This is a genomic window from Ruminococcus flavefaciens ATCC 19208, from assembly GCF_000518765.1.
In the GTDB taxonomy this organism is placed as follows: Bacteria; Bacillota; Clostridia; order Oscillospirales; family Ruminococcaceae; genus Ruminococcus; species Ruminococcus flavefaciens.
In genome coordinates, this window is sequence record NZ_KI912494.1 from 79,080 (window position 1) to 102,462 (window position 23,383).

General features: G+C 41.8%; 21 protein-coding genes. 13 read left to right on the plus strand and 8 right to left on the minus strand.

Annotated elements, in window-relative coordinates:
* Positions 1-24: 24 nt before the first annotated feature.
* Positions 25-501, minus strand: a complete 477-nt coding sequence (locus L870_RS0115990) for a GNAT family N-acetyltransferase (RefSeq protein WP_028519004.1) — start codon at positions 499-501, stop codon at positions 25-27.
* Positions 502-765: 264 nt separating this feature from the next.
* On the minus strand, positions 766-2,025 hold the full coding sequence (locus tag L870_RS0115995) for a hypothetical protein (protein WP_028519005.1): 1,260 nt from the start codon (positions 2,023-2,025) through the stop codon (positions 766-768).
* 318 nt (positions 2,026-2,343) lie between these two features.
* On the opposite strand from L870_RS0115995, the gene L870_RS0116000 reads away from it, so the two are divergent.
* From L870_RS0116000 to L870_RS0116040, 9 genes are all read left to right on the plus strand, one after another.
* A complete protein-coding gene (locus L870_RS0116000; protein ID WP_028519006.1) occupies positions 2,344-4,770 on the plus strand; it encodes an ABC transporter permease in 2,427 nt (808 codons plus the stop codon).
* Positions 4,771-4,781: 11 nt separating this feature from the next.
* Positions 4,782-5,540: an ABC transporter ATP-binding protein gene (locus tag L870_RS0116005; protein WP_028519007.1), complete on the plus strand. Its 759-nt coding sequence runs from the start codon at positions 4,782-4,784 to the stop codon at positions 5,538-5,540.
* A gap of 10 nt (positions 5,541-5,550) precedes the next feature.
* Positions 5,551-6,945, plus strand: coding sequence for a C45 family autoproteolytic acyltransferase/hydrolase (locus L870_RS0116010; RefSeq protein WP_028519008.1), 1,395 nt, complete (start codon positions 5,551-5,553; stop codon positions 6,943-6,945).
* Positions 6,946-6,956: 11 nt separating this feature from the next.
* A complete protein-coding gene (locus tag L870_RS0116015) occupies positions 6,957-7,640 on the plus strand; it encodes a response regulator transcription factor (protein ID WP_028519009.1) in 684 nt (227 codons plus the stop codon).
* Complete coding sequence (locus L870_RS0116020) at positions 7,637-8,941, plus strand: sensor histidine kinase (RefSeq protein ID WP_028519010.1); 1,305 nt, start codon at positions 7,637-7,639, stop codon at positions 8,939-8,941. Before L870_RS0116015 ends, L870_RS0116020 begins: the two co-directional genes overlap by 4 nt.
* Positions 8,942-9,185: 244 nt before the next feature.
* Positions 9,186-9,518 (plus strand): PadR family transcriptional regulator, encoded by a 333-nt coding sequence (locus L870_RS0116025; protein WP_028519011.1) that lies wholly within the window; start codon positions 9,186-9,188, stop codon positions 9,516-9,518.
* Positions 9,505-10,170 carry a DUF1700 domain-containing protein gene (locus tag L870_RS0116030; RefSeq protein WP_028519012.1) on the plus strand — a complete coding sequence of 222 codons (666 nt, stop codon included), beginning with the start codon at positions 9,505-9,507 and terminating at the stop codon, positions 10,168-10,170. Before L870_RS0116025 ends, L870_RS0116030 begins: the two co-directional genes overlap by 14 nt.
* Positions 10,163-11,059: a DUF4097 family beta strand repeat-containing protein gene (locus L870_RS0116035; protein ID WP_028519013.1), complete on the plus strand. Its 897-nt coding sequence runs from the start codon at positions 10,163-10,165 to the stop codon at positions 11,057-11,059. The genes L870_RS0116030 and L870_RS0116035 overlap by 8 nt, the downstream gene beginning before the upstream one ends.
* A 5-nt stretch (positions 11,060-11,064) precedes the next feature.
* Complete coding sequence (locus L870_RS0116040) at positions 11,065-11,265, plus strand: hypothetical protein (RefSeq protein ID WP_028519014.1); 201 nt, start codon at positions 11,065-11,067, stop codon at positions 11,263-11,265.
* Between the two features lie 239 nt (positions 11,266-11,504).
* On the opposite strand, the gene L870_RS0116045 is transcribed toward L870_RS0116040, so the two are convergent.
* On the minus strand, positions 11,505-13,478 hold the full coding sequence (locus L870_RS0116045; protein ID WP_028519015.1) for a dockerin type I domain-containing protein: 1,974 nt from the start codon (positions 13,476-13,478) through the stop codon (positions 11,505-11,507).
* A gap of 3 nt (positions 13,479-13,481) precedes the next feature.
* On the minus strand, positions 13,482-13,940 hold the full coding sequence (locus L870_RS0116050) for an RNA polymerase sigma factor (RefSeq protein ID WP_037272803.1): 459 nt from the start codon (positions 13,938-13,940) through the stop codon (positions 13,482-13,484).
* Between the two features lie 327 nt (positions 13,941-14,267).
* Here L870_RS0116050 and L870_RS0116055 point away from each other — a divergent pair, with 327 nt between their 5' ends.
* Positions 14,268-15,380 carry an SGNH/GDSL hydrolase family protein gene (locus L870_RS0116055; RefSeq protein WP_028519017.1) on the plus strand — a complete coding sequence of 371 codons (1,113 nt, stop codon included), beginning with the start codon at positions 14,268-14,270 and terminating at the stop codon, positions 15,378-15,380.
* 77 nt (positions 15,381-15,457) lie between these two features.
* Here the strand turns inward: L870_RS0116055 and L870_RS0116060 are convergent, their stop codons facing one another.
* From L870_RS0116060 to L870_RS0116075, 4 genes are all read right to left on the minus strand, one after another.
* On the minus strand, positions 15,458-16,993 hold the full coding sequence (locus L870_RS0116060) for a PASTA domain-containing protein (protein ID WP_028519018.1): 1,536 nt from the start codon (positions 16,991-16,993) through the stop codon (positions 15,458-15,460).
* A gap of 13 nt (positions 16,994-17,006) precedes the next feature.
* Positions 17,007-17,573: an RNA polymerase sigma factor gene (locus L870_RS0116065; RefSeq protein WP_028519019.1), complete on the minus strand. Its 567-nt coding sequence runs from the start codon at positions 17,571-17,573 to the stop codon at positions 17,007-17,009.
* A gap of 255 nt (positions 17,574-17,828) precedes the next feature.
* Positions 17,829-19,754: a serpin family protein gene (locus L870_RS18815; RefSeq protein ID WP_051411619.1), complete on the minus strand. Its 1,926-nt coding sequence runs from the start codon at positions 19,752-19,754 to the stop codon at positions 17,829-17,831.
* A 409-nt stretch (positions 19,755-20,163) separates the two neighbouring features.
* A complete protein-coding gene (locus L870_RS0116075; protein ID WP_037272805.1) occupies positions 20,164-21,465 on the minus strand; it encodes a GGDEF domain-containing protein in 1,302 nt (433 codons plus the stop codon).
* A 361-nt stretch (positions 21,466-21,826) separates the two neighbouring features.
* Between L870_RS0116075 and L870_RS0116080 the strand changes: the two genes are divergently transcribed.
* From L870_RS0116080 to L870_RS18120, 3 genes are all read left to right on the plus strand, one after another.
* The gene (locus L870_RS0116080; RefSeq protein WP_037272808.1) at positions 21,827-22,477 is read left to right on the plus strand and encodes a YczE/YyaS/YitT family protein; all 651 of its coding nucleotides are present in this window, start codon (positions 21,827-21,829) and stop codon (positions 22,475-22,477) included.
* Between the two features lie 127 nt (positions 22,478-22,604).
* Positions 22,605-22,778, plus strand: coding sequence for a hypothetical protein (locus L870_RS19450; RefSeq protein ID WP_155250228.1), 174 nt, complete (start codon positions 22,605-22,607; stop codon positions 22,776-22,778).
* Positions 22,778-23,371 (plus strand): Fic/DOC family protein, encoded by a 594-nt coding sequence (locus L870_RS18120; protein ID WP_037272811.1) that lies wholly within the window; start codon positions 22,778-22,780, stop codon positions 23,369-23,371. The genes L870_RS19450 and L870_RS18120 overlap by 1 nt, the downstream gene beginning before the upstream one ends.
* Positions 23,372-23,383: the final 12 nt, after the last annotated feature.

Here is a 23,383-nt window from a genome sequence, read left to right on the forward strand (position 1 = left end):
TGCGGGAGACAATTAGGGTGATCCTTAAATTGCCTTTTCAAGATATATGCTGTTTTCACTTTCGCCTGCAAAGGAAAAACCATGTTTTTTATAAAAATGCTGAGCATTGGTGTTATACTTCAATACTTCGAGTTTAAGTGTTTTCATTTGGTTTTCTTTTGCTGTAAGTATAGCTTTATTTAATAATCTGCTGCCATATCCCGAGTTTCTGTACTGACGGCCTATGGCAATAAATGAAATAAACGCTGTTTTTGTCTCAAGGTCATTTGCGTATATCGAAAAGAAACCGATACGCTTCATATTTGCCAGAATGCAGTATACAATACCGTTGGCTGCTATTTTTTCGGAAACAGAGTCGACATATGCCTCTTCTCCCTGAAGCGGCGGAAGTCCGTCATTGAATTCCAGCAGAGTCCTTTTGATATTATTATGATCCTTGATGCGAATAAACGAGATGTCATTAGGGTATGGTTTGCCGTTGCATTGAATGTTGGTTTTCATAGCTTTCTCCTTGTTTAATTGAATATAGTATGTTTTATTATGACAGAAACTTGTTGTCTCATAAATATCAGTTGATAAAAAATGAAAGTCCAAAGACAAGCTTCATTATGAGTGTGTTACTAAAAAAATTGAGTCAATTGTAGTGTGAATCGGAAAGTATTATTTGAAAAATGACATTCTAATACATTAATTGCAGCACCATAGATATTACGATACTATGGTTTTATTTTACATATCCCTTAAATCATATCCCCCTTTATAGTATTATTTCTTTTCAGGTGCAGTGTAATTACCTTCTGCAAGAGCCTTTATGGTATCTTCCGTTATGTCGTTATCCTGACCGAGTATATAATACTTGCCGGAGGTGTGTTCCTTGACAGTCTTTTCGTAATTATCTTTGTCGGTCTTTTCGCCGTTGAGGTAATATACTACCTCTACGTTCTCATCGTTTTTCTTGCTGTTTTCGTTGTTGCCGTAGGTGAAGGTCTCTTCAAACTTAAACATATTAGTGAAATTGTAAACACTTCCCGATGTAATGCTCGGACCGTCAAATCTGGTCGAGATCTCATTCTTTTCGTCGTCGAAAAGAACAGTGCCGTCAGCACCGAAAGTGCCTACAGGTACGGGGCAGCCGTTCCATGCGTAGATATCAACATAAGGAGCGTAGTGATAGCCTCCCGATACGAAAAGCTCGGGTACTCCGTCGCCTGTTATATCCATGAGTGAGAAGTGGTTATCGTCGTTTTCCTTTTTGTATTTAAGGTAATCGTTTAGGATTGCACAGTATGCTTCCTTCCAGTCCTTAGCCTGACCAAGAGCTGCATTGATGATATCATCGTTGAAGCTGTGATCCATACCTACTGATTTTATAACGCCGCTGATGAAGTGGTTGTATTCCTCTGTGTACTCGTCCTCAGTTACTTCCTTGCCGTTTACCTTGCAGGTGTTGTCAGTTATCTGATAGGTGTACACGTTTGGAAGCTTTGTATTTTTCAGACGATAGAGCTGAACGGTCTGGATATGCTCTGCGTCATTGTATCTGTATGTTACGAGAAGACTTCTGTCCATTACATAGCAAAGATCAGCACAGTTTTCGATTTTGTTGAATTCTGTGTAATCGGTATCGTTAAGGGATTTTAACAGGTAGGTCTTGTTGCCCATAGGACCGTAGGAGATAATAAGCTCCGGTATCTGATCGTCGTTTATATCGTATATTGTAAAACGGGCTGTATCATCATAATCAGCGGATTTCTTGAAATCCTCAAGCTCCTGACGATAAAATTTGTCCCAGCTTACGTCGTCCATTTCAGTTACATCTATGGATTCTCCTTCTACAGGGTCCTCATAGGAAGTATCTATATACATATCATCGAATTCGGTCGTTGGTTCGGCGGAATCACCGCTTGTAACAGCAGTGGTGGCAGCTGTGGCTGAAGTTGTATTTTCACCGCTTTCCTTTTCGTTTTTTGAGCTGCATCCGCAAAGAAGCGCAGCTATACATAAAAGAGCTGTTAGCTTTTTCATATTATGACCTCCGGATTTTTATTATCTGTCAAAGTTATTCAGATAAAATATAATGAATTATTACATTTATTATATCACATAAAAGTTATTTTGTCATCTCTCTTATTGCTATTTTGGCAGATTAAGATGAAATACTTGTGAAAACTTTCTGAAAAAATGATAATATCGGCAGTTAGCAGTAAAAGTTGTTTTTACTGTTATATTATGATATAATGATATGGCGAAAGAAATATTTTAAAATTTAAAGACTTTTTAAACTTTGGTATGATATCATATTAACAGTAAAACAAAAATAACAACAGCGGAGGATAGTAGGAAATGTTCTTTAAGATGCTGAAAAAAGACCTGAAATGCAAAAAAGGTCTGAATGTGATACTGTTTATTTTCATAACTGTTGCATCAGTGCTGGTGTTTGCAGGCTCTGTGGAGATATTCTCGTATCTGACAGGTGAAAAGAGAATGGCGGAAATGTGCAATACCTGTTCTTTGGAAATGATGGTGCCTGCCAAAACTGCTGCCAGCGATGAAAAGATCAGGCAGATCGAGAGTATCCTTGACGGATACAAAGATGTGGAGAAGTATCATTCCTGTGATATGACGAAGATAGATCTGCTCAGGATAGATTTCCCCCGTATCGAGGAGGACGAGACCAACAGCTTTTTCAAGTGGCGGGCATATTTTATGAAGCTGCCGCGTGAATTCGATCTTCTGTACGATACAAATGATGAACCGTTTTATCTTAAAAGCGGCACTATAGCCTGTCCTGTGGATTTCAGCACAAGCATAGGACTGCGAGTGGGCGATAAGGTGAAGTTCACAACATCTATGGGAGATGTATATGAGCTTGAGGTAGCCTGTTTCTTCAAGGAAAGCGGCTTCCCGGGCAGAAGGCGTATAATCGTTGCAGATGAGGATTATGATATACTTACCAAGGATGAAGTAATAAAAATTAAGGATTATGGTCTGTATATGAAGGATTGTAATTCCGTTAAAATGGATGAATTGCATAATACACTGAAAGCAGAAGATCTGATCTGTCCTATGTATATGAAATATGATAATACGGATGATGATGTTATCATGCAGGCTATCGTCTCGGTATTTGTAGTGATAATCAGTGTTTTCCTTATCGCTATAATATTTATGACTATCAGATTTACCATGATAGCCGATCTGAAGAGCGAGGAAAAGGAAATAGGCATGATGAAGGCTCTTGGTGTCGATTCCTTCAGCTTCAGGTGGCTGTTTGCTGCGAAATACATAGCTTTTGCCATTATAGGCGGAGCAATAGGAATAGCCGCAGGTATACCGCTTTCGGGATATGTTGTCAATCTTTTCAATGCAAATGTAATACTCCCTCAGAGGTATGAGACTGTTATCATCGGTATTGTGGCAGTATTGGCTATCATAGCCATGATGATATGCTTCTCACTGATGGTAATGCGCAGAATAAACAAGATATCGGTAATAGACTCGATACACGGCGAGAACCGCGGTGAGCGTTTCGGCAAGGGCTTTCCGCTGTTCCTGCACAAGAGAAAGAAGATGTCAGTGCCGTTTTTCCTTGCGGTAAATGATATACTCGGACGCTTCAAGAGATACATTTTCCTGATAATCGCCTATACTCTTGGTGCGGCTATAATACTGCTCTGCTACAATGTGCGAAACAGTATCATTTCAAAAGAATATATGAAGCTCTTCCTGTATCATACTATCGACTTTGATGTGCGTATAAGAGGCGAGTTCAGGGAAGAACTGGATAAACGCTCAGAGGCTGAGGGTAAGAATTATGATGTGCTTTTAAATGAAATGTTCAAGGAAAACGGATTCCCTGCATATATTGATACACTTAATTATTCGTGGGGCACTCTTCTTGACAGCAAAGGAAATAAAAAAGAGAATTTTGACGTATTATGGGGCGACGGAGAGATAGAGAAGCTCAGATACCGTGACGGCGGCAAGATGCCTCAGCTGGAAAATGAAGCAGCTATGAGCTATTTTACCGCAAAGAAACTTGGCATGAAGCTGGGCGATGTTATTGATATGAGCATACATGAAGAAAGCGAGGACGGTATCAACAGCGAAGATGTAAATAGACAGCTTGTTATCACTGCTTTCTTTGACTATAGTGAGGCAGGGGATCCTGCTATTATTATGGGTAAGGATTACCGAAAGGGAGAAAAAATATACTCCAAGAACTGGATCGGTTATGTTATTGATGCTCCCGAAAGCCAGAAAGCAGGTATTGTAAAGCAGATGAAGAAATGCTTCGGCGATGATGTCATAAGAACATGGCAGGAAAGCCTGAAGCAAGATATGCTGGCGGAATATGACAGGCTCTTTGCTCTGCTTGAATATGTACTTGGCGGTGCGGTCATTTTCGTACTTATACTTATAACGTATCTTTATTCGACTATATTCGTTACGGAAGAGACTCCTGAGATAGCTCTGCTTAAAAGCTCGGGATTTACCGACGGTGCAATAAAAAAATGGCATCTTCTGAGAATGGCGGTTCTTGTCGTATTCTCTGTTGTGCTGGCAGAGGTTTTGTTCAGGACTCTCGGTCAGCTGCTTATGACAAAATTCATGGCAAGCTATGAGATGACGGGAGTTAACTTCCTGCCCGAGATACCTGTAAGCTTCGTTGTTATACCGCTTATGGTGCTTGGTGCGGTACTTCTGACAGTATCAGTCACACTCAAGGGAATACGCAATATCGGCATATGGAAAATATCAGAGGAATAAGGGAGAGCATTATGGAAAAGGTTTTATCCGTAAAGGAACTTTGCAAGACTTATATAATAAAGGAATACAGCAACAATGTACTGAGAAATGTCAGTTTTGACCTCAATAAAGGCGATTTCGTATCTGTTATGGGACCAAGCGGCAGCGGTAAATCAACACTTCTGTACACCGTCAGCGGCATGGACGCAATGACATCGGGCTCTGTTGACTTCGGCGGAAAGGATCTGGGTTCAATGGGAAGAAAGGAACTTTCAAAGCTCAGGCTCAATGAAATGGGATTTATCTTTCAGCAGATGTACATGATGAAGAAGCTCTGCGTTTTCGACAATATCGTGCTTCCTGCATATCAGGCAGGAACTCCGAGAGATGTTGCTAATAAAAAAGCCGAGGAGCTTATGCGCAGACTTGGCATAATCGAAATAGCCGAGCATGAGGTGAACGAAGTATCGGGCGGACAGCTACAGAGAGCCTGCCTGTGCAGAGCACTTATCAATTCACCTAAGATGATATTTGCCGATGAGCCTACAGGCGCACTTAACTCAAAGGCTGCCGCAGATGTTATGAAGGAGATATCAGATGCAAACCGCGAGGGGACTACTATAATGATGGTAACTCACAGCGTCAGGGTGGCTGCAATGAGCGATAAGGTGCTCTACCTCATTGACGGAGATATACAGGGAGAAATGGAGCTCGGCAAGCTTGCTGACGACGGTGAGCTCCCTGCAAGAGAGCGCAAGCTGAAAAACTGGCTCATGGAGCAGGGCTGGTAAGGGGGATAATATGAAAAGCAGAAAGATCACGGCTGTCTGCGCTGTACTCTTATCGGCAATGATGCTGAGCGGCTGCGGACGAGTTACTTATGATGATTTTGATATTCCTGAAAGCGGCGAAAGCCAACTTGTGCCTGTTGAAAACGTCTTTTCCGAAAAGCACTATGCCGGCGTAGCTCCTACCAAGGAAGAAACAAAGGAAGTTTATGAGTCGGCTGACGGACTGTGCAGGATAGAGCAGAAGGACAGCTATTATGACGTTACTCTTGATTATGAAAACGGAAGCTATAAGGACGTAGGAGCTGCCTACGCGGAGGCTATACTCCTTGCACGTCCTGACTATGTGGAGTATCTTGAACAGTACCTCTACGAAAATATCAATTCGGTTGCAAATGATTCAAATGAGGAATATGAAGAGATAGAAAAGCGTACAACAGCTATCTACACGTCTCTCGATGAAGATTACAGACAGGAGCTTGAAGGATTTGCAGAGGGACTGAGCGGAGATGTTAATGAATTCAAAAAGAACGGCGTACTTAGTCATGATGAGGTAATACTAATGGAATTGATCCCCGATGTACTCAGGGGTACGGCTTGCAGTGCGATAACTGCAAACGGCAGTACAACAGCTTCGGGAGAGCGTATTACCTGCCGTGTGCTTGAATGGCAGCTTGGAAGCGAAAATCAGATATGTCAGGCGCACACTCTTGTACACTATAAAAACGGCGAAAAGAGCTTTACCTCTGTTACCTATATGGGATTTTTCCCTATACTTAGTGCTGTTAATGAAGAAGGCGTATTTCTTGGCGAGCTTGATGTAGGCAGTGCCGGGACAGAATATACATATGAAAACAAGACAAGCTATACCTATGCTATGAGATATGCTCTTGAAAATATGAGCAGCGCAAGAGAGTGCGCAGAGTATTTGGCAGAGAATTCAAAGAGATATCCTTTCTGTGTCAATATACTTGCTACGGATAAAAAAGATGCTTTTATAGCAGAGCTTGTGGTTACTGATGAGGAAAAAGATGGAGAGACTGTTTTGCGTGAGGGCGATACAAAGCTCAACGAAACAGTTGAATGGAGCGATCCTAACTATCTTTGTGCGGTCAATTCCTTTGCTGCTGAGGGAAATAACGATTATCTGACTTACAATGAGGGCAATTTAATAAGGTGGAAAAGATATGAACAGCTTTTCTGCGGAAAAAAGGACATGACGCTGGATCATTTCAAGGAGCTTATGACCTGTGAAAAGCTGAATAATAATCTGGTATGTATCCGCAGCGACAGTGTGGTGCATATGGTGATCGCTGACTATGCCACAAATACGCTTCAGGCGATACTTACGGGAAAAGACGGCGTTGCCGAAGAACCCGAATTCATTGACCTTGGAAGCTGGGAATAAAGGAGTATAAGATGACAGATATCCTTATCATTGAGGACGACCCCGAAATGGGGGAGCTGGTAAGAGATTTTATGATGAAAGAGGGCTTCTCGGTAAAGCTTTGTGCTGATGCCGAGACAGCCCTTGTGCTGCTTGATGGGGAAGAGTGCAGAGTTGTGCTTCTGGACGTTATGCTGCCGAAAATGAACGGCTATGAGACCTGCACTGCTATACGAAGCATCAGAAATATCCCAATACTTATGATGAGTGCTCTCACTGACGAGGAGAGCAAGCTTCTCGGATATGAGACAGGAGCCGATGATTATATAGACAAGCCTTTCTCGGTAAGAGTGCTTACTGCTAAGATACGGGCACTTATGAAGAGGGGCACTGCCGAAAGCAGCAGTACGGGAGTGATGCAAAGCTGCGGTGTTGAACTGGATACAGTATCACGCCGTGTTACCGCAGGCGGAAAGGAGCTTAAGCTCAATGCAAAGGAATTCGAGCTTTTGCAGTATCTTATGCAGCATGAGGGAGAGGCAGTCAGCAAGGACGAGCTTTTCAATGCAGTCTGGGGCTGCGACTGCTTTACAGAGCCGAGCACGGTAAGCGTGCATATTCGCTGGCTCAGGGAAAAAATAGAAAATGATCCGAACTCACCTGTAATAATTCAGACTGTATGGAAGGTCGGCTACAGATTTGGAGCGAGCCGATGAAAAAGATAATAATAACGCTTGCAATTATCCTTGCCGCAGCTGCAATAGGGCTTAATATAGGCTGCAAAAAGATAATGCAAACTCATATAAGCAGAAGAAATGTTGCGATAAACAGGATCAATTCCGAGATAACATCGCTTATGTCCGAAAGCGGAGATGATGCGGAAAGCATTATTTCGGCGAATATGATAAAATGGGCGAATGAGTACGGTGATGACCTGCCTGAGAATATCAGGTTCATTCCTGCAAAAAATGATGATAAAGAAGTTTTTTATGCATCTGTGGATAAAAGCAGAGCTCTTTGCACTTTATATGATGATAAGGGTGAGATAACAGGCTTTATAGAATACCGTTACATTGAAGATGACATTGGATATGTACTTCTTGTGGGAAATATCGTTATAATAGTGAGCTTTTTGATAATACTCATTCAGACGCTGTATATATGGTTTGCTGTGATAGTTCCGTTCAGGCGGCTTTCGGATTATCCCGAGCGCCTTGCAAGACTTCGTGATATACAGAAGCTTCCCGAGAGCAGGAGCAGGTACTTCGGCAGGTATATATGGGGTATGAATATGCTGTCAGATGTGCTTGCATCAAGCACTAAACGTATAAACGAGCTTGAGGGACAGCGCCGCACTCTCGTATCATCAATAGCTCATGGAGTAAAAACTCCTGTATCAAATATCCGCCTTTATACCGACGCAGTAAGGACGGGGCTTTACTCATCAGAACATGATATGATAGTGAGTATTGCGGATAAGATAGACAGAAATACAGAGAAGATAGAAGTCCTTGCGGCAGAGCTTATGAAGTCATCTGCTTCATCGGCAGCAGTCAGCGAAATTGAAATAAACCGTTTCTCCGTAATGGCGCTTGCCGAGCTTGTGAAAAATGAGTATAAGGACAGAATGGCTATGAAAAGGATACCCTTTGAAGTCGAATGCAGCATACGCTCTGTAATGGAAAGCGATAAATACGCACTCTACCGCACTATAAGTCAGATACTTGAAAATGCTGTGAAGTACGGTGACGGAAAGGGAATAAACGTATCCTTTACAAAGCAGGACGACAGCTTCTGTATATCTGTTAGGAACCACGGAGAGCTTCTGCCAGAAAAGGAGCTGCCGTATATATTCAGGAGCTACTGGAGAGGCTCGAATGCGGCCGACAAGGACGGCAGCGGTATAGGAATGTACGTTGTTAGTGAGACGGTAAAAGCTCTTGGAGGAAAGGTGTACGTCAGACGGCTCGAAGAGACTTCCGAAATGGAATTCGTAATTTATATTGAAAATACATGATATAGTTTTATTGCCCGTAAGCAGTTTAGGTAACTGCTTGCGGGCTTTTATATGCGCTTTTTATGCTGAGTTTAGTAAAAAATCAACAGTTGACTGCGTTGAAATAGTATTATTGATTGTGCAGATATACAAATTGCTGTAATAATCATAATATTGTATTGACAAACAATATTATACGGCGTATAATATTATCAGAAAGCAAATATTGCAAACCATAAAATACTATATGGAAAGGAGAAAGTATATGGGTTTTACAATTAATGCAGGATTGCTTGACGCTATGGTGCTTTCCATAGTTCAGCGCAATGATACCTATGGGTATGAGATAACGCAGTATCTGCGGAAGGCTGTGGATATATCGGAATCCACCCTTTATCCTGTACTCAGACGTTTGCAGAAGGGCGAAATGCTCGAGACGTATGATAAGGAATATATGGGCAGGAACCGCCGATATTACCGACTGACGTCACAGGGGGAAACATCTCTGGAGGAGTACAGAGAGGAATGGCGTAATCACAAGAAGAAGATCGACAGTATTTTAATGGATGAGGGAGCTGAAGAGAATGAACAAGCTTGAATTTCTTACAAAATTGAGAAACTGCCTGGAAAAGGGCGGTATGAATTCTGATGATATAAATGATGCCCTTACTTACTACGAAGAGGTATTCCTTGACGCAGGGTTTGGGAAAGAAGAGGAGACAGCGGCTTCTATGGGTTCGCCTGAAGATGTGGCTGTGAATATTCTCCGTGAGAGCGGTATACAGATAAGCGGCCCCGAGGCTTTTGATCCTCAGCCTGCACCTGCATTCGCAGCAGGTCCGATGCTGGGACCTATGCCGCAGTATCAGTATCAGGGAGCACCTGTACAGAAGAAGTCAGCTAACTGGGGCCTCAGGATATTCTTTGCAGTAATAACATTCCCGATATGGCTTCCGATACTCATAGTTATTGTTACTGTATTATTTGCATTGATCGTTACAGTACTTTCGCTTGTATTTGCATTTATTGCATCAGGCATCGGATTGATCGCAGGCGGTGTATCCGCACTGTTCGTAGTTCCGAGCGTAGGACTTATGCTTCTTGGCGCAGGTCTTATAATAACAGGTTTTGTACTGCTTTTGTGCAAGCCTGTTATGAACAAAGCAATACCTGCACTTGGCAGAGGTATAAAAGGTGTATGTAACTGGATAGGCGGTCTTTTCAAAAAAGGGGGAAAAGTAAATGAATGAGAATATGAATATGGAGATGAATATGAATATGGGTGCACCTTATCCTCAGGCACCGCAGGCTCCTCAGAAGAAGAAATCGGGCGGCGGACTTGCGTGGCTCGTAATGGTGGTCGTAGGAATAATCCTGCTTGTTATCGGTGTTATCCTTTATAACGCGCATGACAGGGATAAGTATTTCAAAACAAAGGAAATGCATGAGACATTCAGTATTGAATCAGTCAATAAGATAGATATTGACATTCCTTACGGTGATCTTACCATAACAAAGAGTAAAGATAAGATGATACATATTGATGCTGAAAACATTCCCGATGAATTCGTTGCAAAGACAGAGGGGGCGACATTCAGAACTTTATGCCAGAAAAAGAAGATAGGTATTTTCTCGATTCCAAGCTTTCACTTATGGGGAGATAACAGTGCTGTTATAAATATAGCTCTCCCTGAAAAGGAGTACAGCAGCTTCATTCTTGAAATGGGTGCAGGTGAGACAACTGCTTCGGATATAAAGTGCGGCAGCTTTAAGCTGGATTGCGGTGCAGGAGATGTGACATTTAATGATGTTATCTGTAACAGCGGCGATATCGACTGCGGAGCAGGTCAGCTCAACATAAAGAATCTGGACTGTAAGGAAAAGCTTAAGGTTGACGGCGGCGCAGGTGAGATAAACATAATGTCAAGCACAGTTGGCGGTCTTGACATTGATCATGGCGTTGGACAGTTTGAGTTCAGCGGTACTGTAAACGGTGATATCGACGCTGACGGCGGCGTAGGTGAGATGGTATTCAGACTTACAAACCCTGAGACAGATTTCTCCAAGAACGGCGGAAAGTACAAAATGGATATAGATCATGGCATTGGCTCAGTAGATATTTACTACAATGAGAGATAAGCACTATGCTTGATCATACTGAAATAAAAATAGGCGACAGAGTTCATCATCGGCTTTTCGGAGACGGTACGGTAACGGATACGCTCCCTATCGGTGATGATACTGTTGTCACCATTGAGTTTGACAGCGGCAGCAGGAAAAAGCTCTGCGCTGTTATCTCTGCACTTGAACGTGCAGAAGAAAAAGACGAGCCCAAAGAGCCATGACATAGCATTAATAAAGCCACAGCATTACTGAGAGAAGTTCAGAATGCTGTGGCTTTTTATTGAATATATCAGTTAGCAGGGGACAGCGCCCTCGGCGTACTGTAGCTTTGATCGCGAGATTATGCTGCCTGTGTTCTGTGTTAATGCGTAATGCTGTAAAAAGATTCTCCCACAGCGAGAGCTGTGGGAGAGCCTTTCAAATATCATTTATATGAGGAATGAGATCACTTTGGTTATTGTCACAGGTTGAGCAGTCTGCGCTGGATCGCACTTGCATCGCTTGTGTTAAGTCCGTCGCATTCGCCTTCAACGTCAGCATTGTACATAGCTGAATCTGTGAGCTGGTATTTGTCGGGATTTGCAAGGTACTGCATGATAAGGACTGCATCTGCCATATCTACCTCGCCGTCTCCGTTAACGTCACCGCTGCGCGGATTGTTTATATCCAATAAGATACCCATATTGCTGTCGTAATTATAAGATCCGCCCGAGCTTGAACTGCTCTCGCCTGTATTTATAAGCACGTACATCTGAGTTATCATTATATCATAAACATCACCGCTTGTGCCATTGTTGTTGAAATCACAGTTTGATGTGATATTGTTCCATACACGTGAGGGAAGCTCGCTCTGTGAAGCGTTTCTTCCGTTGAGGATATCACCGAAATAAATATCTGAAGCTTCATAGTCGCTGCGGTCTATGACTCCGTCAAGGTTTATATCCGGAGCTGATCTTCTTCCTGCGGCAACGTCCTTGCAGTATTCATCAAAGCAGTTGTTGAACTTCTGGGTATTGAATGTGAAAAGATACTCTTCAATTCCCGTAGTCTCGCAATATTCCTCGAAATATCTCTCAGGACTGTAGTACCTTGCGTATTTTTCGGGGATAATGCTGTTATAATAGCTTGCCTCGGCATATTCCGAGCGGAAAGGTGTATACTCAAGCAGACACCACACGAAGTAATTTTCAAGCCAGTTGTCACGGGTGATAGCTTCGGCTTTGCTGCGCAGCTCATTGCAGCGCTGAACAGTAGCCTCAGGTCTTTCCCACGGAATGAAATCTCCGCTGTTCTGATTTGACTTGTTTGAATTGGTGGTGCAGACGTAATAATCGATATAATCATTTATATCAAAGAGTCCGTCGGCATTTACATCAAGGTCGATGAGGCCGCTTCTGTAAGCGGCTGATATCAGCGGATAACCTGCCATAAGATGGTCGCTTTCGCTGAATACTGCCGATACGAACTGATCAGACGCAAACGGAGCATAGGTATCGGTTAAAGTATCGCGGTAAGGATAGCTTTCGGTGCTGAAAAATTCAGCCTTTGCGCCTTCTTTAATGAGAAAATATCTTATAAGCTCTGTATAGCTGAGCCATGGAGGAGTATCATTCTCCTCATCGTCTATTTTTGAGACACCATATTTCCTGCATTTATCAGCTACGGTATCAGATACCTGATAATGATTGCTGTAGCAGTAAAGATCATAGCAGTCACGCATATTGAAAAAGCCGTCGCGGTTTATATCAACAGTCTCTGCATTAGACTCGATATCCGCGAATATATCGCTTTCATTCGGATACATTCTTGTGTATGGCAGCTTATACTCGGCGGCTGAAGCTATTGGGATAGCATTTCCGCCCATAACAAAGGCAGAGGCAAAGGTGCCGAGGTGCTTCATATAATATGTTTTTTCTTCGTTTGTGATAGTATATTCTACAGTGACCGTATCACTGTTTGTATTCGCAGTTACTCTGCTGTGGTCGGAACGGCTTGCAGTAGTGCTGCGAGATTTTGCTCCCAGTGCAGTAAGAGCTGATCCCGATGTTACCGTAGTTGTCTTTGCAGTTCCGGTTCTGACCGTTGTGACCGCGCTGACGTTTACAGTTGTTGCACCTGCTGTTTCGCCGTTCCCGATAGCAGTTGTGACCGGCTGGCTTTCACCATTGCCGCCGATCATTGTCGTAACGATCGCAGGCTCGTCACGAAAATCATTTTCGCTAAGTTTTGAGCGGCTTCCGAGATGTGCCCATGCACCCAGTGCCAAACCGCAAGCCGCAGCTGCGGCAGACAGTCTGAATACAACAGGTATCCTCTTTTTCCGCTGCATTTCCTGAGCGGAGATGACCTCAGCCTGCATAAGAAATTCATATTTGTGCTTTGTCTCGGGAAATCTGAACGATTCCTGAACAGCCTTTTTCATTCTTTTATTCAAGCTTCAGCCCTCCGATCCTTTAAAATCTTTTTTCAGACGCGTGAGTATCTGCTTAATCATGCGGCTCATCTTGAACCGTGATACCCCGTATAGCTCGCTCAGCACGCCTATTGGCACTTCATTTACATATCGCAGCAGGATTATCTCCTGTTCCTCGGCCGTTAATTTTTTGATGGCGTTGCCGAGTGCCACATTTGTAAGAATGAAGTCCTCATAGTCTTTTCCGTCGCTCATATCTTCCGAAAGCTCTTCAGTTTTCTTCCGATGATAGGCATCTGCACACAGATTACCTGCGATAGTGTACAGATAATGGAGCTCCTTACCCATATCGTGGTAATGAGAGCTTTCAAGAAAACGGAGAAAGGTCTCTTGTGTCAGATCTTCAGCTTTATCCCGGTCGTGAATCTTGTAGTAACAGTAGCGGAATATCTTATCGTATTGATCTTTTATGTCCACTGACACGCTGAAACCTCCCTTCACTAATGTATAACTGTTCAGACGGCAGGAATGTGCAAAGAAAATTGTAAACAATTTATTAACGTTTTGTGAACGAATCCTGCCGTAAATATCATCGCTGGTCCGCCGAATGTAATTCGGGGGAATAACCGCCTAACTGCGGTTATTGATTACACATACTTATTATAATATCATTATAACATATGAGCGGAAATAAAGCAATAAGAGGCAGAGTTATTTCCTGTAAAAAATCAACTTCATCGGTGTTTTATTCGGTTGAAATGCTATATTTTATATGGTAAAATAATAAAAAATACCGAAGGAGTGAAGAAAATGCGTAAAATAGTATCTGTTTTAGCGGCTGCGGCTGTTTGTTTTTCGGGAATGGAGTTTACAAATAAAAAAGCCTGCGCAATTAGTGAGCAGGGAACTGATAAGATAAAAATTATGGCAATAGGCGACTCCATAACCGATGGCTACGGAGTTGCAGGCTCTTACAGGAAGTACCTGTACAATGAGCTGACAAAAAAGGGATATTCCGTTGATATGGTAGGCTCTAAGGGAAATAGCTTCATGGCTGAGTTTACGGACAGTGAAACAGGGGAGAGCTTCACCTATGATGATGACAATACGGGCTACAGCGGCTATGCTATAAAGGAGTACCCCGGCAGGAACGGTATACTTGAAACGCTGAAGTCTACGGACTGTCTTGCAAAATGCGAGCCTGATATTGTCATATTGCAGATAGGTACTAACGATGTTATCGACAACCATGACATGGATAATGCGCCTAAAAGGCTACAGGAGCTTATTGAGTATATCATGGACAGTATCCCAGAAAGCTCCACGCTTTTGGTGACTACTATACCAGATGTTGATCCTAACCGCAGCGGTGTTTACGACTGGTTCGGCAATTACCGACATTCTGCGGACTGGCAGACCAATTATCCCGATGATGTGGCTGAGGAAAACATTCATAAGACTCTGCTTACTTATAATGCAAATGTTACAAGTGTTGTGCAGAAAATGAGGAGCGTCAGGATACTCAGCAGCTGGGATATGGAAAATGAGAAGCAGACTCCTGATGAGAGTTCACTGAAAGGTCCTCAGCTGCGTAATGCCGATGTTTCAAGCGTTATCACAGATGTGAAAACTCAGCTCATGGACGGAGTTCACCCGAATAACAAGGGCTACAAGCTTATGGGAGAGTACTGGGCTGAGCTTATTGACTCGTATCTGAAAAATTCTCTCACTGTTCAGCAGCCTGATGAAAGCAAATACAATGTCTCCGATCTTGTAAAGCTACAGAAGTTCATTCTTGGTGCTTTCGCAGATGCAAACAGTGATATAACACTTGAAAAATATGATATCAATAAAGATGAAGCAATAGATGTGTTCGACGTAGTTGGACTGAGAAAGATATTAATAAAAGACTCCTCTGTATGAGGAGTCTTTCATTTTGCCGAATTAACGGCATCTATATAAATTTACTTTAAGGAGGTGTTAATGTTCTGGTGAATTGATCAGTTTGGCTTAGGATTATTGAATTTACCTATCTTCCATGAGCCGTCAGTCTGCAAGATTATTGAAAATTCGTCCTTTTCTGTGTATGGTTCAAAGTCTCCTTCGAGGTCAACGTGACGGAAATCACTGTAATGTCTTTCAACTGTAAAGAAAATCTCATCATCTGTCTGACGCTGTACTTCTGTTACCTTTGCACTTTCAAGGTAAAGATCAACACCTGCGTCACCTGTGAGCCAGCATAACTTACCGTCATTTACTGAATACCATTTGTCTATGGTCGCATCGTTCTCAGCATATCTGTCGCTGAAAGTTTCATGATACTGAGCGCGTAATTCCTCAAGAGTTATATCGTATACATAGGAAAGAGTACGACCGTCAGCAACTATAAAGCAGTTCATAGTATCAATATTGAAGTACTGCGGAGCTGAACGTCCGAATTTACAGTCAGTTTCGATAGCTCTTTCATATAATCTTTGAGCATTTGCAAGGAGGTCAGCAGTTACTGTATCAGGCTCGGAGCTATCAGTCTCATTTGTGGTCACATAGATAGTAACAGTTGAGCCCTTAGCAACTTCAGTATCGGCATCAGGTTCTGTTTTTACAACTGCGCCTGATTTTGCTGTAGTATCTGCTACTTCAACGATCGCAACATTAAGTCCGAGTTTGCCAAGCTGCATTACTGCATCGTCACTTGCTGCGCCTTCGAGAAGCGGTATCCTGACCATTTCGGCATTTGTCTGAGCTTTCTGGTCTGCCCATACCTTATGGATAAGATCATCATAGTCTGATTCGTCAAGCTTGATAACTTCATTCATGTCGAAGTCATAAGAGTAAAGCCCCTGAACCGCTTTTACAACAAATTCATCGCCTGTGTAATATTTTAAGTCTTTGCCGTCATTGAATTTTATATATGCGCCCTTGTCGTTTTCTGTATTGTAAAGGCAGCAGTCGACTTGATATGGGTTTCCGTTGTTATAGATGAAAATAGTTGAATATTCTCCCATAAACTGAGGTGCATCGGATAATTCTGTCCATTTGCCCTTGTTGAAGTTTTCAGCAAGCTGCTTTACGAAATCCTGTTTTACGTCAACAACTCCCGGTGAGATAGCGGCATATGTTATACGTACCTTATCATTGGAGATATCTCCGAAGGGGCAGCCCTCCTCAACAGGTGAAGCAGGCTGAGTTGACGGACTTGTTGCGGGCTCTGTTGCTACAGGAACAGGAGTATCATTGAAGCTGTTCTTATTCTTCATAAAATACATTCCGCCTGCAACAACTCCGCCTGTGAGTACCAGTGCAGCTGCAATAGCCGTGAATTTCTGCCATACAGGCTTTCTGTACTGCTCTACGCCTGATACTTCGATATTATCTTTATTATTACTTTCTTTGGTTCTTTCTTTATATATCTTTCTGCTCATAGCGAACATCCTCTCCATTTCTTCATCGGAAGCAGGACAGTTTTCGGCGATTCGTTTCATTGTTTCATTGTCTGCGTTTTCAAGCATTGTAAGATCAAACTCCTTATCGTTCATAACTGTACCTCCTTTAAAGTGATATGTTCATAGCGGTGAGTTTTTCCCTGAGCTTTTTCAAAGCGCGGCTGCATCTCATTCTTACAGCTTCGGGAGTCAATGACACTTTGTCTGCTATTTCCTGTGAGCTTCGCATGAAGAAGTATTTCTGCATTATAATAGTGGAATCGGGTTCGCCGAGAAGTGATATACAGTTCATAAGGCTGGTTCTTAGTTCTTTTTTCTCATAGTCTGCTTCTGTGTTTTCGGGAGATTCCTGTTCGGGAACGTCCTCATCATCAACAGAAACAAATGTAAATCTTTTTCGTGTCAGCTTTCTGTACATATCGGCAGCCTTATTGCGGGCAACTGTTCCGATAAAGCCTGAGATATCATCGCCGACTGCCTTGCTGCTGTCATAATGTATATATACATCAGCAAAAATGTCTCCTACACATTCTTCAATATCCTCACGGCTGGCGCAGCTGCGCAGGCGGCTGAAAACTATTGTATAAACATATTTGAAATACTCATTGAATATTATACGCTGAGCTTCTTCCTTTGAGCGGTCGGAAGCTTTTTTATATTCTTCATGTGTCATTTTGGTCACCTCTTATGTAAAGCTTTAAGATGCATCATGTTGGCTTTCATAATATCTATTCTCCATTGGAGACATAAACGTAACGGGTTCAGAATTATTTTTTTATTTTAATTATATTATACTCAGTTTTTATTTAAAATGCAAGAAAAATACCGCCGAAATTATTTATTCCGACGGTATTAAATAATATTTTTCTGATAATCAATGTTTTTTCATTGAAAAAACCCTTTTTTCAGCCCTCGTATGAAAGCAGCTTTAGTTTTCTTCGAGCTGAGTTGCAGCACCGATAAATACAGGAACGTTGTTCTTGTCAACGATCATGTATACGAAAGGTCTGTTGAGGTCGATATGTATTATCCTCTTAGGCTCAAAAGCAGTTGCCTTCATCATCAATACAGCTGTAACAGCAGCAGCCTTTGTACCCTTTTCTGTTACTTCTATCTTTGTCTTGTGGAGAACATCGCCTATATAAAGAGGATCTGCGCCTTCAACTGTAAGATCGTTTATCTTTGAGAAGTCAGCAAGCTTATCGTCAAAAGCGTCTCTCATACCAATATCAATGAGAATGTCCTTGAGCTTTTTGCTGTAATTGTACTTGAACTTTGGCATTGTAACATGAAGCTCAACTGAACTCGGATCTTCGCACTCCTTCAGGTCTTCCATAAGCTTTTCAGCATCGAGATCGTTTACATAGTCAACGATATTCTTTTCTCTCGGAAGAATACCTACGAAGCTGTACTGTCCGCCCTTGTATGGCTTCTTGAAAGCGTCTGCATCGCCGAGGTCGAAATATTCGCTTTCTTCGCTGGACATTTTTATTATGTCGTGCTCAACGCCGCCCAGATCAGTGAACTTTCCATCATAGGATTCACCGAAAGGATTCTGCCACTCAGCTTCAAAGTAAAGTGTATTAATGAGCATCATCATTGCTGTCTCTTTATCTGTAGGGTTAAGATCACCCTTTTTAAGAAGAGTTGGTATCATGCCCTTTGTATTTTCGCTTACCCAGCTGTTTACATCATTGACTGTAGTATCGTCAAATTTTGACTTATATACCTCAGAATTGTAATATTTCTTGTTCTTTTCAAGGAACTCGTCCAGAACCTTGAATGTAGGATCATCTCTGAACCATATAGAATTGGCAACAAGGAGCTTCTGTTTCTGCTCATCAGGAAGATTTGCAACATAGTAAGCCATATACTCGTTGAGTTCATCGAGAGTCATACCGTTACCGAGTACGGCTTCCATCTGTTCCAATGTCTTTTTGTCAGCACCGTTTGCAGTCATGGCAAGGGCAGATGATATGGAGAGAGGTGAGATAAGGAGATTTTCCTCGCCTTCCTTAGTAGGATCAAAAGCTTTTTTGAGAATATCAACGCCGAACTTCATCTCTGCCTTTGCAAATGTCTCGTCAGTGACCTTACCCTCAGATGCCTTTATGTCCACCTGATCGGTAAGACGTACACTGCCGACCATAGGAGCACCGTAGAACTTGTCTATCTTTCCGAGTATATAATCGGATACCAGCTGGAGGTCGGCTTCGTCAACCACATCGTTCTGGTCTATGTCCGCATTGAGGAAAAGATCATTTGAAAGCGGGGATTTTTCGGGATCGCTTATGTACTTTCTGTAGCCGATAAGATCAAATGAGTCGATCACTCCGTCATCGTTGATATCGCCGTAATAGTAGATACCGGGAGCTTTTACCTGAGTGATATCATTTACCCAATATCTGCTGCCGTTGTTTCTTTCGTTACTTTCATCATCTGTAAGGCGCAGCTCGGGATAGTCTTCACTTGATGTGAATTTGATCGTAGCTACAGTTCCGGGAGTAAGCTTATCGAGCATAGCCCTGTTTGAGTCTGACAGCTCACCAAAAACAGGATTTATTCCAAACTCAAGTACACTGGAATATGACCATGTTGAATAGTATCCGTTTGTTTTGGGGACGACTTTAAAATTTGCAGGTTCATCGTATTCTACGCTATAAATATAAACATCTTTGAGTTCATATTCGTATTTATCCATTCCTTCGCGCAGGTCGGATCTGTAATCATCTTCGGCAGAAGCCGAGAGTGCAGGATAAACTCCTTTCGGAGAAATGCCGCCTACAGCTCCGAGAGTCAGTGCAAAACTCAGGATACCTGCGGTAACTTTAGTTATTTTTTTCATGGTTTCCATAGTGAATTACCCCTTTCATAATTTGATCATTTTATGGAACAGTTTCCATATTACCAGTATAACATTACGTATTTCCCATGTCAACGAAAAATCTGTATTTTCTACACAAAATAGGCAAAAAAAGCATATTGTACCCGGCGATTGAACATTATGCCGAAATTAATCAGTGAACCAATTCTGCGTTCACTGTCATTGTGCACAAGTGAGCTTTTAGTTATTTGTGCATATATACAAAGGATCGTGAATGAAAAACTATCTTACAATATTAGACGTATGAAAATTTGAAAACTCTCAGAAAATAATTCAGAGAAGCTGAATTATGATTTATATTGAGTAAAAAACATAATAAATATGCCCCGAGACTTTATGCCCCGGGGCTGATCTTCTATATTGGTATAACAGTTATTTTTTACATTACCTTTACGCAGTTTCTGCCTGAGGATTTTGCTTCGTATACCGCTTTGTCCATACGCTCGAATGCATAATCGAGTTCGTCATCGGCTTTAACATGAGTAAGACCGATACTGCAAGTAATATGTCCTATACTTTCAAAAACTTCAGAGGCGACCTGTGTTCTGATCCTTTCAGCCAGAGAGAGACTTTTTATCTCATCTGCATCATAGAGTACAACAACGAATTCCTCACCGCCCCAGCGGCCTAATACTGCATTATGATCTTGGATGCAGTCAGAGATCGTTTCTACAAAATGTACAAGAGTTGCATCGCCTACGGAGTGTCCGAAGGCATCGTTTACACTCTTGAAGAAATCAATATCTATCATCATTAAAGATACTTTTTCATTGCTTTTCTTTGTGCTCTCTATGGCGTTGCGCATCTCTGTTTCTATACGTCCGTGGTTGAATACGGAAGTCAGAGTGTCCTTTGAAGCAAGCTCTTCATATTTTTTCAGTGTGGACATAAGCTCGACTGTATTGTCATGTATATCCTGAACCATGAATACAAATCTGAAATCCTCGTCATTGTTGGTTTCGGCACGGGAGAAAATAAGCTTTACCCATATGTACTTTCCTTCAAGATTCATCATAAGACAGTCATATGAGGAGGTCTTGCCGGGAGCAAGATTCTCCTTGAGGTATTCCGGTGAAGTCCTTTGAAGGAACAGAGCCTGATCGTCCGGCCATATCATATTTACTATCATCATGCGCCACTCTGAATATTTAAGCTGCTGATTCATAACTTCGTCTGATATTTCAGTGACACTGATGCTGTTTGTGGTATCCTGTACTATATCTACATACATTGAGAAAAGATATGTATTCTGAATTGATTTTACTTTATTGTTTGTAAGTGTTTCGTCAACGTACTGACTTCCGTCAAGTTCGTTAAGGACAAAGATATATATGTCTTCCTGAGCTGTGGGATATATCGTCATCTGGACAACATGAGGCACACCGTGACATTCGATATTTATTCTTTTGCTGTATTTGCCGATGAATTTTCCGGATGTAGGGATAAAGACTTGGTAATCTTCAACAACACCTGTTGAGCTGTTGTTAAAGTGATACCATAGTTTGGCAATAAGGTCCTTATACAGTCCTCGTTCTTCTATGAAATCAACGAACACGCCTTTTCGGATGATGGTCTTGTATCTATCATTTTTTCCGTCGACTACAATGACAGAGTCAACTTCCTCAGTCACAAAAGCAACTACATTTTCAAGAGTACAGTTTTCAAAATCTATAGTCCCCACAATGAGTCCCCCTAAGATGAAAATTTATTCAGGGATAACATAAAAACCCTGTATTGGTTAACAGATCAATCTTGAAAAAGAATCATATTATCGATTCTATATATAGCATCATAATTATATAATATCACATAATTGCAAAGAATTTGATAACATTTTGTGAATTAACAAGGATAATGAAGCAATTTGTAGTATTGTACAATGCAACGGGCTATAATCTGGTGAAAATGCTGTAAACGATGCGGCTGTTCAAGTGGATAAATCCGGATTTTTACAGCTAAAAATGCTTATTTTACCGCAATAATTAAATTGACACATTTACAATATTCGTGCTATAATCAGAAAAAAAGAAAAGAGTGAAAACATGAAAAGAAGAATTATCATGTCAGTGCTTGGTGTGCTGGCAGGAGCTGTGAGTGTTGCCATATTCAAGATGGCTGCATTCGGAGTTGACCCATTTCAGTCCTTTATGAGCGGTATAAGCAAGCTTGTACCTATAAGCTTCGGTACGCTTTATGTCATCGTGAATGTTGTACTGCTGGCGTTCAGTCTTGGATTTGACAGGCATTATATCGGTATAGCAACGTTCATAAATCTTTTTCTGCTTGGCTATGTTACGGAGTATTCCTACAAGCTGTTAAGATGGCTGATACCTGAACCTGCGATGCCACTGAGGATAGTATTCCTTATTATTGGCATAGTGATAATATGCATCGGTTCGTCGCTGTATATCACTGCCGATCTCGGTGTTTCCACCTATGATGCGGTAGCGCTCATCATGGCAAATAAGTGGAAGATAGGGCAGTTCAAGTTCATACGTGTATGTACCGATCTGTGCTGTGTTGTGTTCGGAGTCGTTATGTTCATGGCGGGCGGCGGTCATCTGAGGGAGATACCTGCAGTAGCAGGCATGGGAACTATAATCACGGCATTCTTTATGGGACCTTTGATAGAGTTCTTCACGGTTCATATTGCAAGAAAAATACTTAATGACAATATAACCAAAAAGGCATGAAAATAGTACGCAAGCTGCTTTTTCAGCATTTACAATGAATTTCGTTTATATTCCTCTTTATGCACATAATAAACTATTGACATATACATTTGTTTCGGTTATAATGTGTAGGTAAGGAGCTGATAAAATGCACAGTATTTCAACTGAAAAGGCGATCAAAAATCAGGTCGCTTCTGCTAAAATGGAAGGACTGGGCTTCAGCAAGGAAGCTATCAAGCTTATAAAGGAGTATGCTGACAACAGGATCACCCATGATAAGCTTATAAAAATAGTCGCACAGAAGTGCGCTGCAAAGTCATAATGGCTGTATACAGCATTGAAGGTTGTCAGGACAGCTGCTATCCCGATACGACGGTCCTGATCAATAAGCTGGATATAAGAGATCAGGAGCTTTTGTATGAAGCGGAGTCCATAATCGTCACATCTTGTTCTGTCAAGGCAGAAAAAGAATTGTTGTTCAAGGATGTGGATTTTGAGTTCTATAAAGGTATCCATAGGCTTATTTTTGGCGATCTGTACGATTGGGCAGGAACTGTCCGTACTATAAATATCTCAAAGAAGGGGACTGTTTTCTGCGATCATACCGAGCTTGAAAGGCTGGGAAGGCTGAGATTTGAACGCTTGAAGGCTCAGGATTTCTTTTGCGGTATGGAGTATGAAGAATTTGTTTCAAGTGTAGCCGAATTGTATCATGAGCTTAATATGCTCCATCCATTCCGTGAGGGAAACGGACGTACATTAAGGTTGTTTGTAGCTTTGCTTGTCAGAAATGCAGAGTATGATATTGATTTTGCGCTTTGTGATGCAGATATGCTTGCAATTGCGACCATAAAGGCGGCTCAGGGTGATGTTTCAATGCTTAGAGCGGTTTTTGCTGATATAATCAAAAAATGATATCCCACAGGT

Coding starts and splice junctions, on each gene's coding strand:
- L870_RS0115990 (WP_028519004.1), bottom strand. CDS start 501: ATGAAAACCAACATTCAATGCAACGGCAAACCATACCCTAATGACATC.
- L870_RS0115995 (WP_028519005.1), bottom strand. CDS start 2,025: ATGAAAAAGCTAACAGCTCTTTTATGTATAGCTGCGCTTCTTTGCGGA.
- L870_RS0116000 (WP_028519006.1), top strand. CDS start 2,344: ATGTTCTTTAAGATGCTGAAAAAAGACCTGAAATGCAAAAAAGGTCTG.
- L870_RS0116005 (WP_028519007.1), top strand. CDS start 4,782: ATGGAAAAGGTTTTATCCGTAAAGGAACTTTGCAAGACTTATATAATA.
- L870_RS0116010 (WP_028519008.1), top strand. CDS start 5,551: ATGAAAAGCAGAAAGATCACGGCTGTCTGCGCTGTACTCTTATCGGCA.
- L870_RS0116015 (WP_028519009.1), top strand. CDS start 6,957: ATGACAGATATCCTTATCATTGAGGACGACCCCGAAATGGGGGAGCTG.
- L870_RS0116020 (WP_028519010.1), top strand. CDS start 7,637: ATGAAAAAGATAATAATAACGCTTGCAATTATCCTTGCCGCAGCTGCA.
- L870_RS0116025 (WP_028519011.1), top strand. CDS start 9,186: ATGGGTTTTACAATTAATGCAGGATTGCTTGACGCTATGGTGCTTTCC.
- L870_RS0116030 (WP_028519012.1), top strand. CDS start 9,505: ATGAACAAGCTTGAATTTCTTACAAAATTGAGAAACTGCCTGGAAAAG.
- L870_RS0116035 (WP_028519013.1), top strand. CDS start 10,163: ATGAATGAGAATATGAATATGGAGATGAATATGAATATGGGTGCACCT.
- L870_RS0116040 (WP_028519014.1), top strand. CDS start 11,065: ATGCTTGATCATACTGAAATAAAAATAGGCGACAGAGTTCATCATCGG.
- L870_RS0116055 (WP_028519017.1), top strand. CDS start 14,268: ATGCGTAAAATAGTATCTGTTTTAGCGGCTGCGGCTGTTTGTTTTTCG.
- L870_RS0116060 (WP_028519018.1), bottom strand. CDS start 16,993: ATGAACGATAAGGAGTTTGATCTTACAATGCTTGAAAACGCAGACAAT.
- L870_RS0116065 (WP_028519019.1), bottom strand. CDS start 17,573: ATGACACATGAAGAATATAAAAAAGCTTCCGACCGCTCAAAGGAAGAA.
- L870_RS18815 (WP_051411619.1), bottom strand. CDS start 19,754: ATGGAAACCATGAAAAAAATAACTAAAGTTACCGCAGGTATCCTGAGT.
- L870_RS0116080 (WP_037272808.1), top strand. CDS start 21,827: ATGAAAAGAAGAATTATCATGTCAGTGCTTGGTGTGCTGGCAGGAGCT.
- L870_RS19450 (WP_155250228.1), top strand. CDS start 22,605: ATGCACAGTATTTCAACTGAAAAGGCGATCAAAAATCAGGTCGCTTCT.
- L870_RS18120 (WP_037272811.1), top strand. CDS start 22,778: ATGGCTGTATACAGCATTGAAGGTTGTCAGGACAGCTGCTATCCCGAT.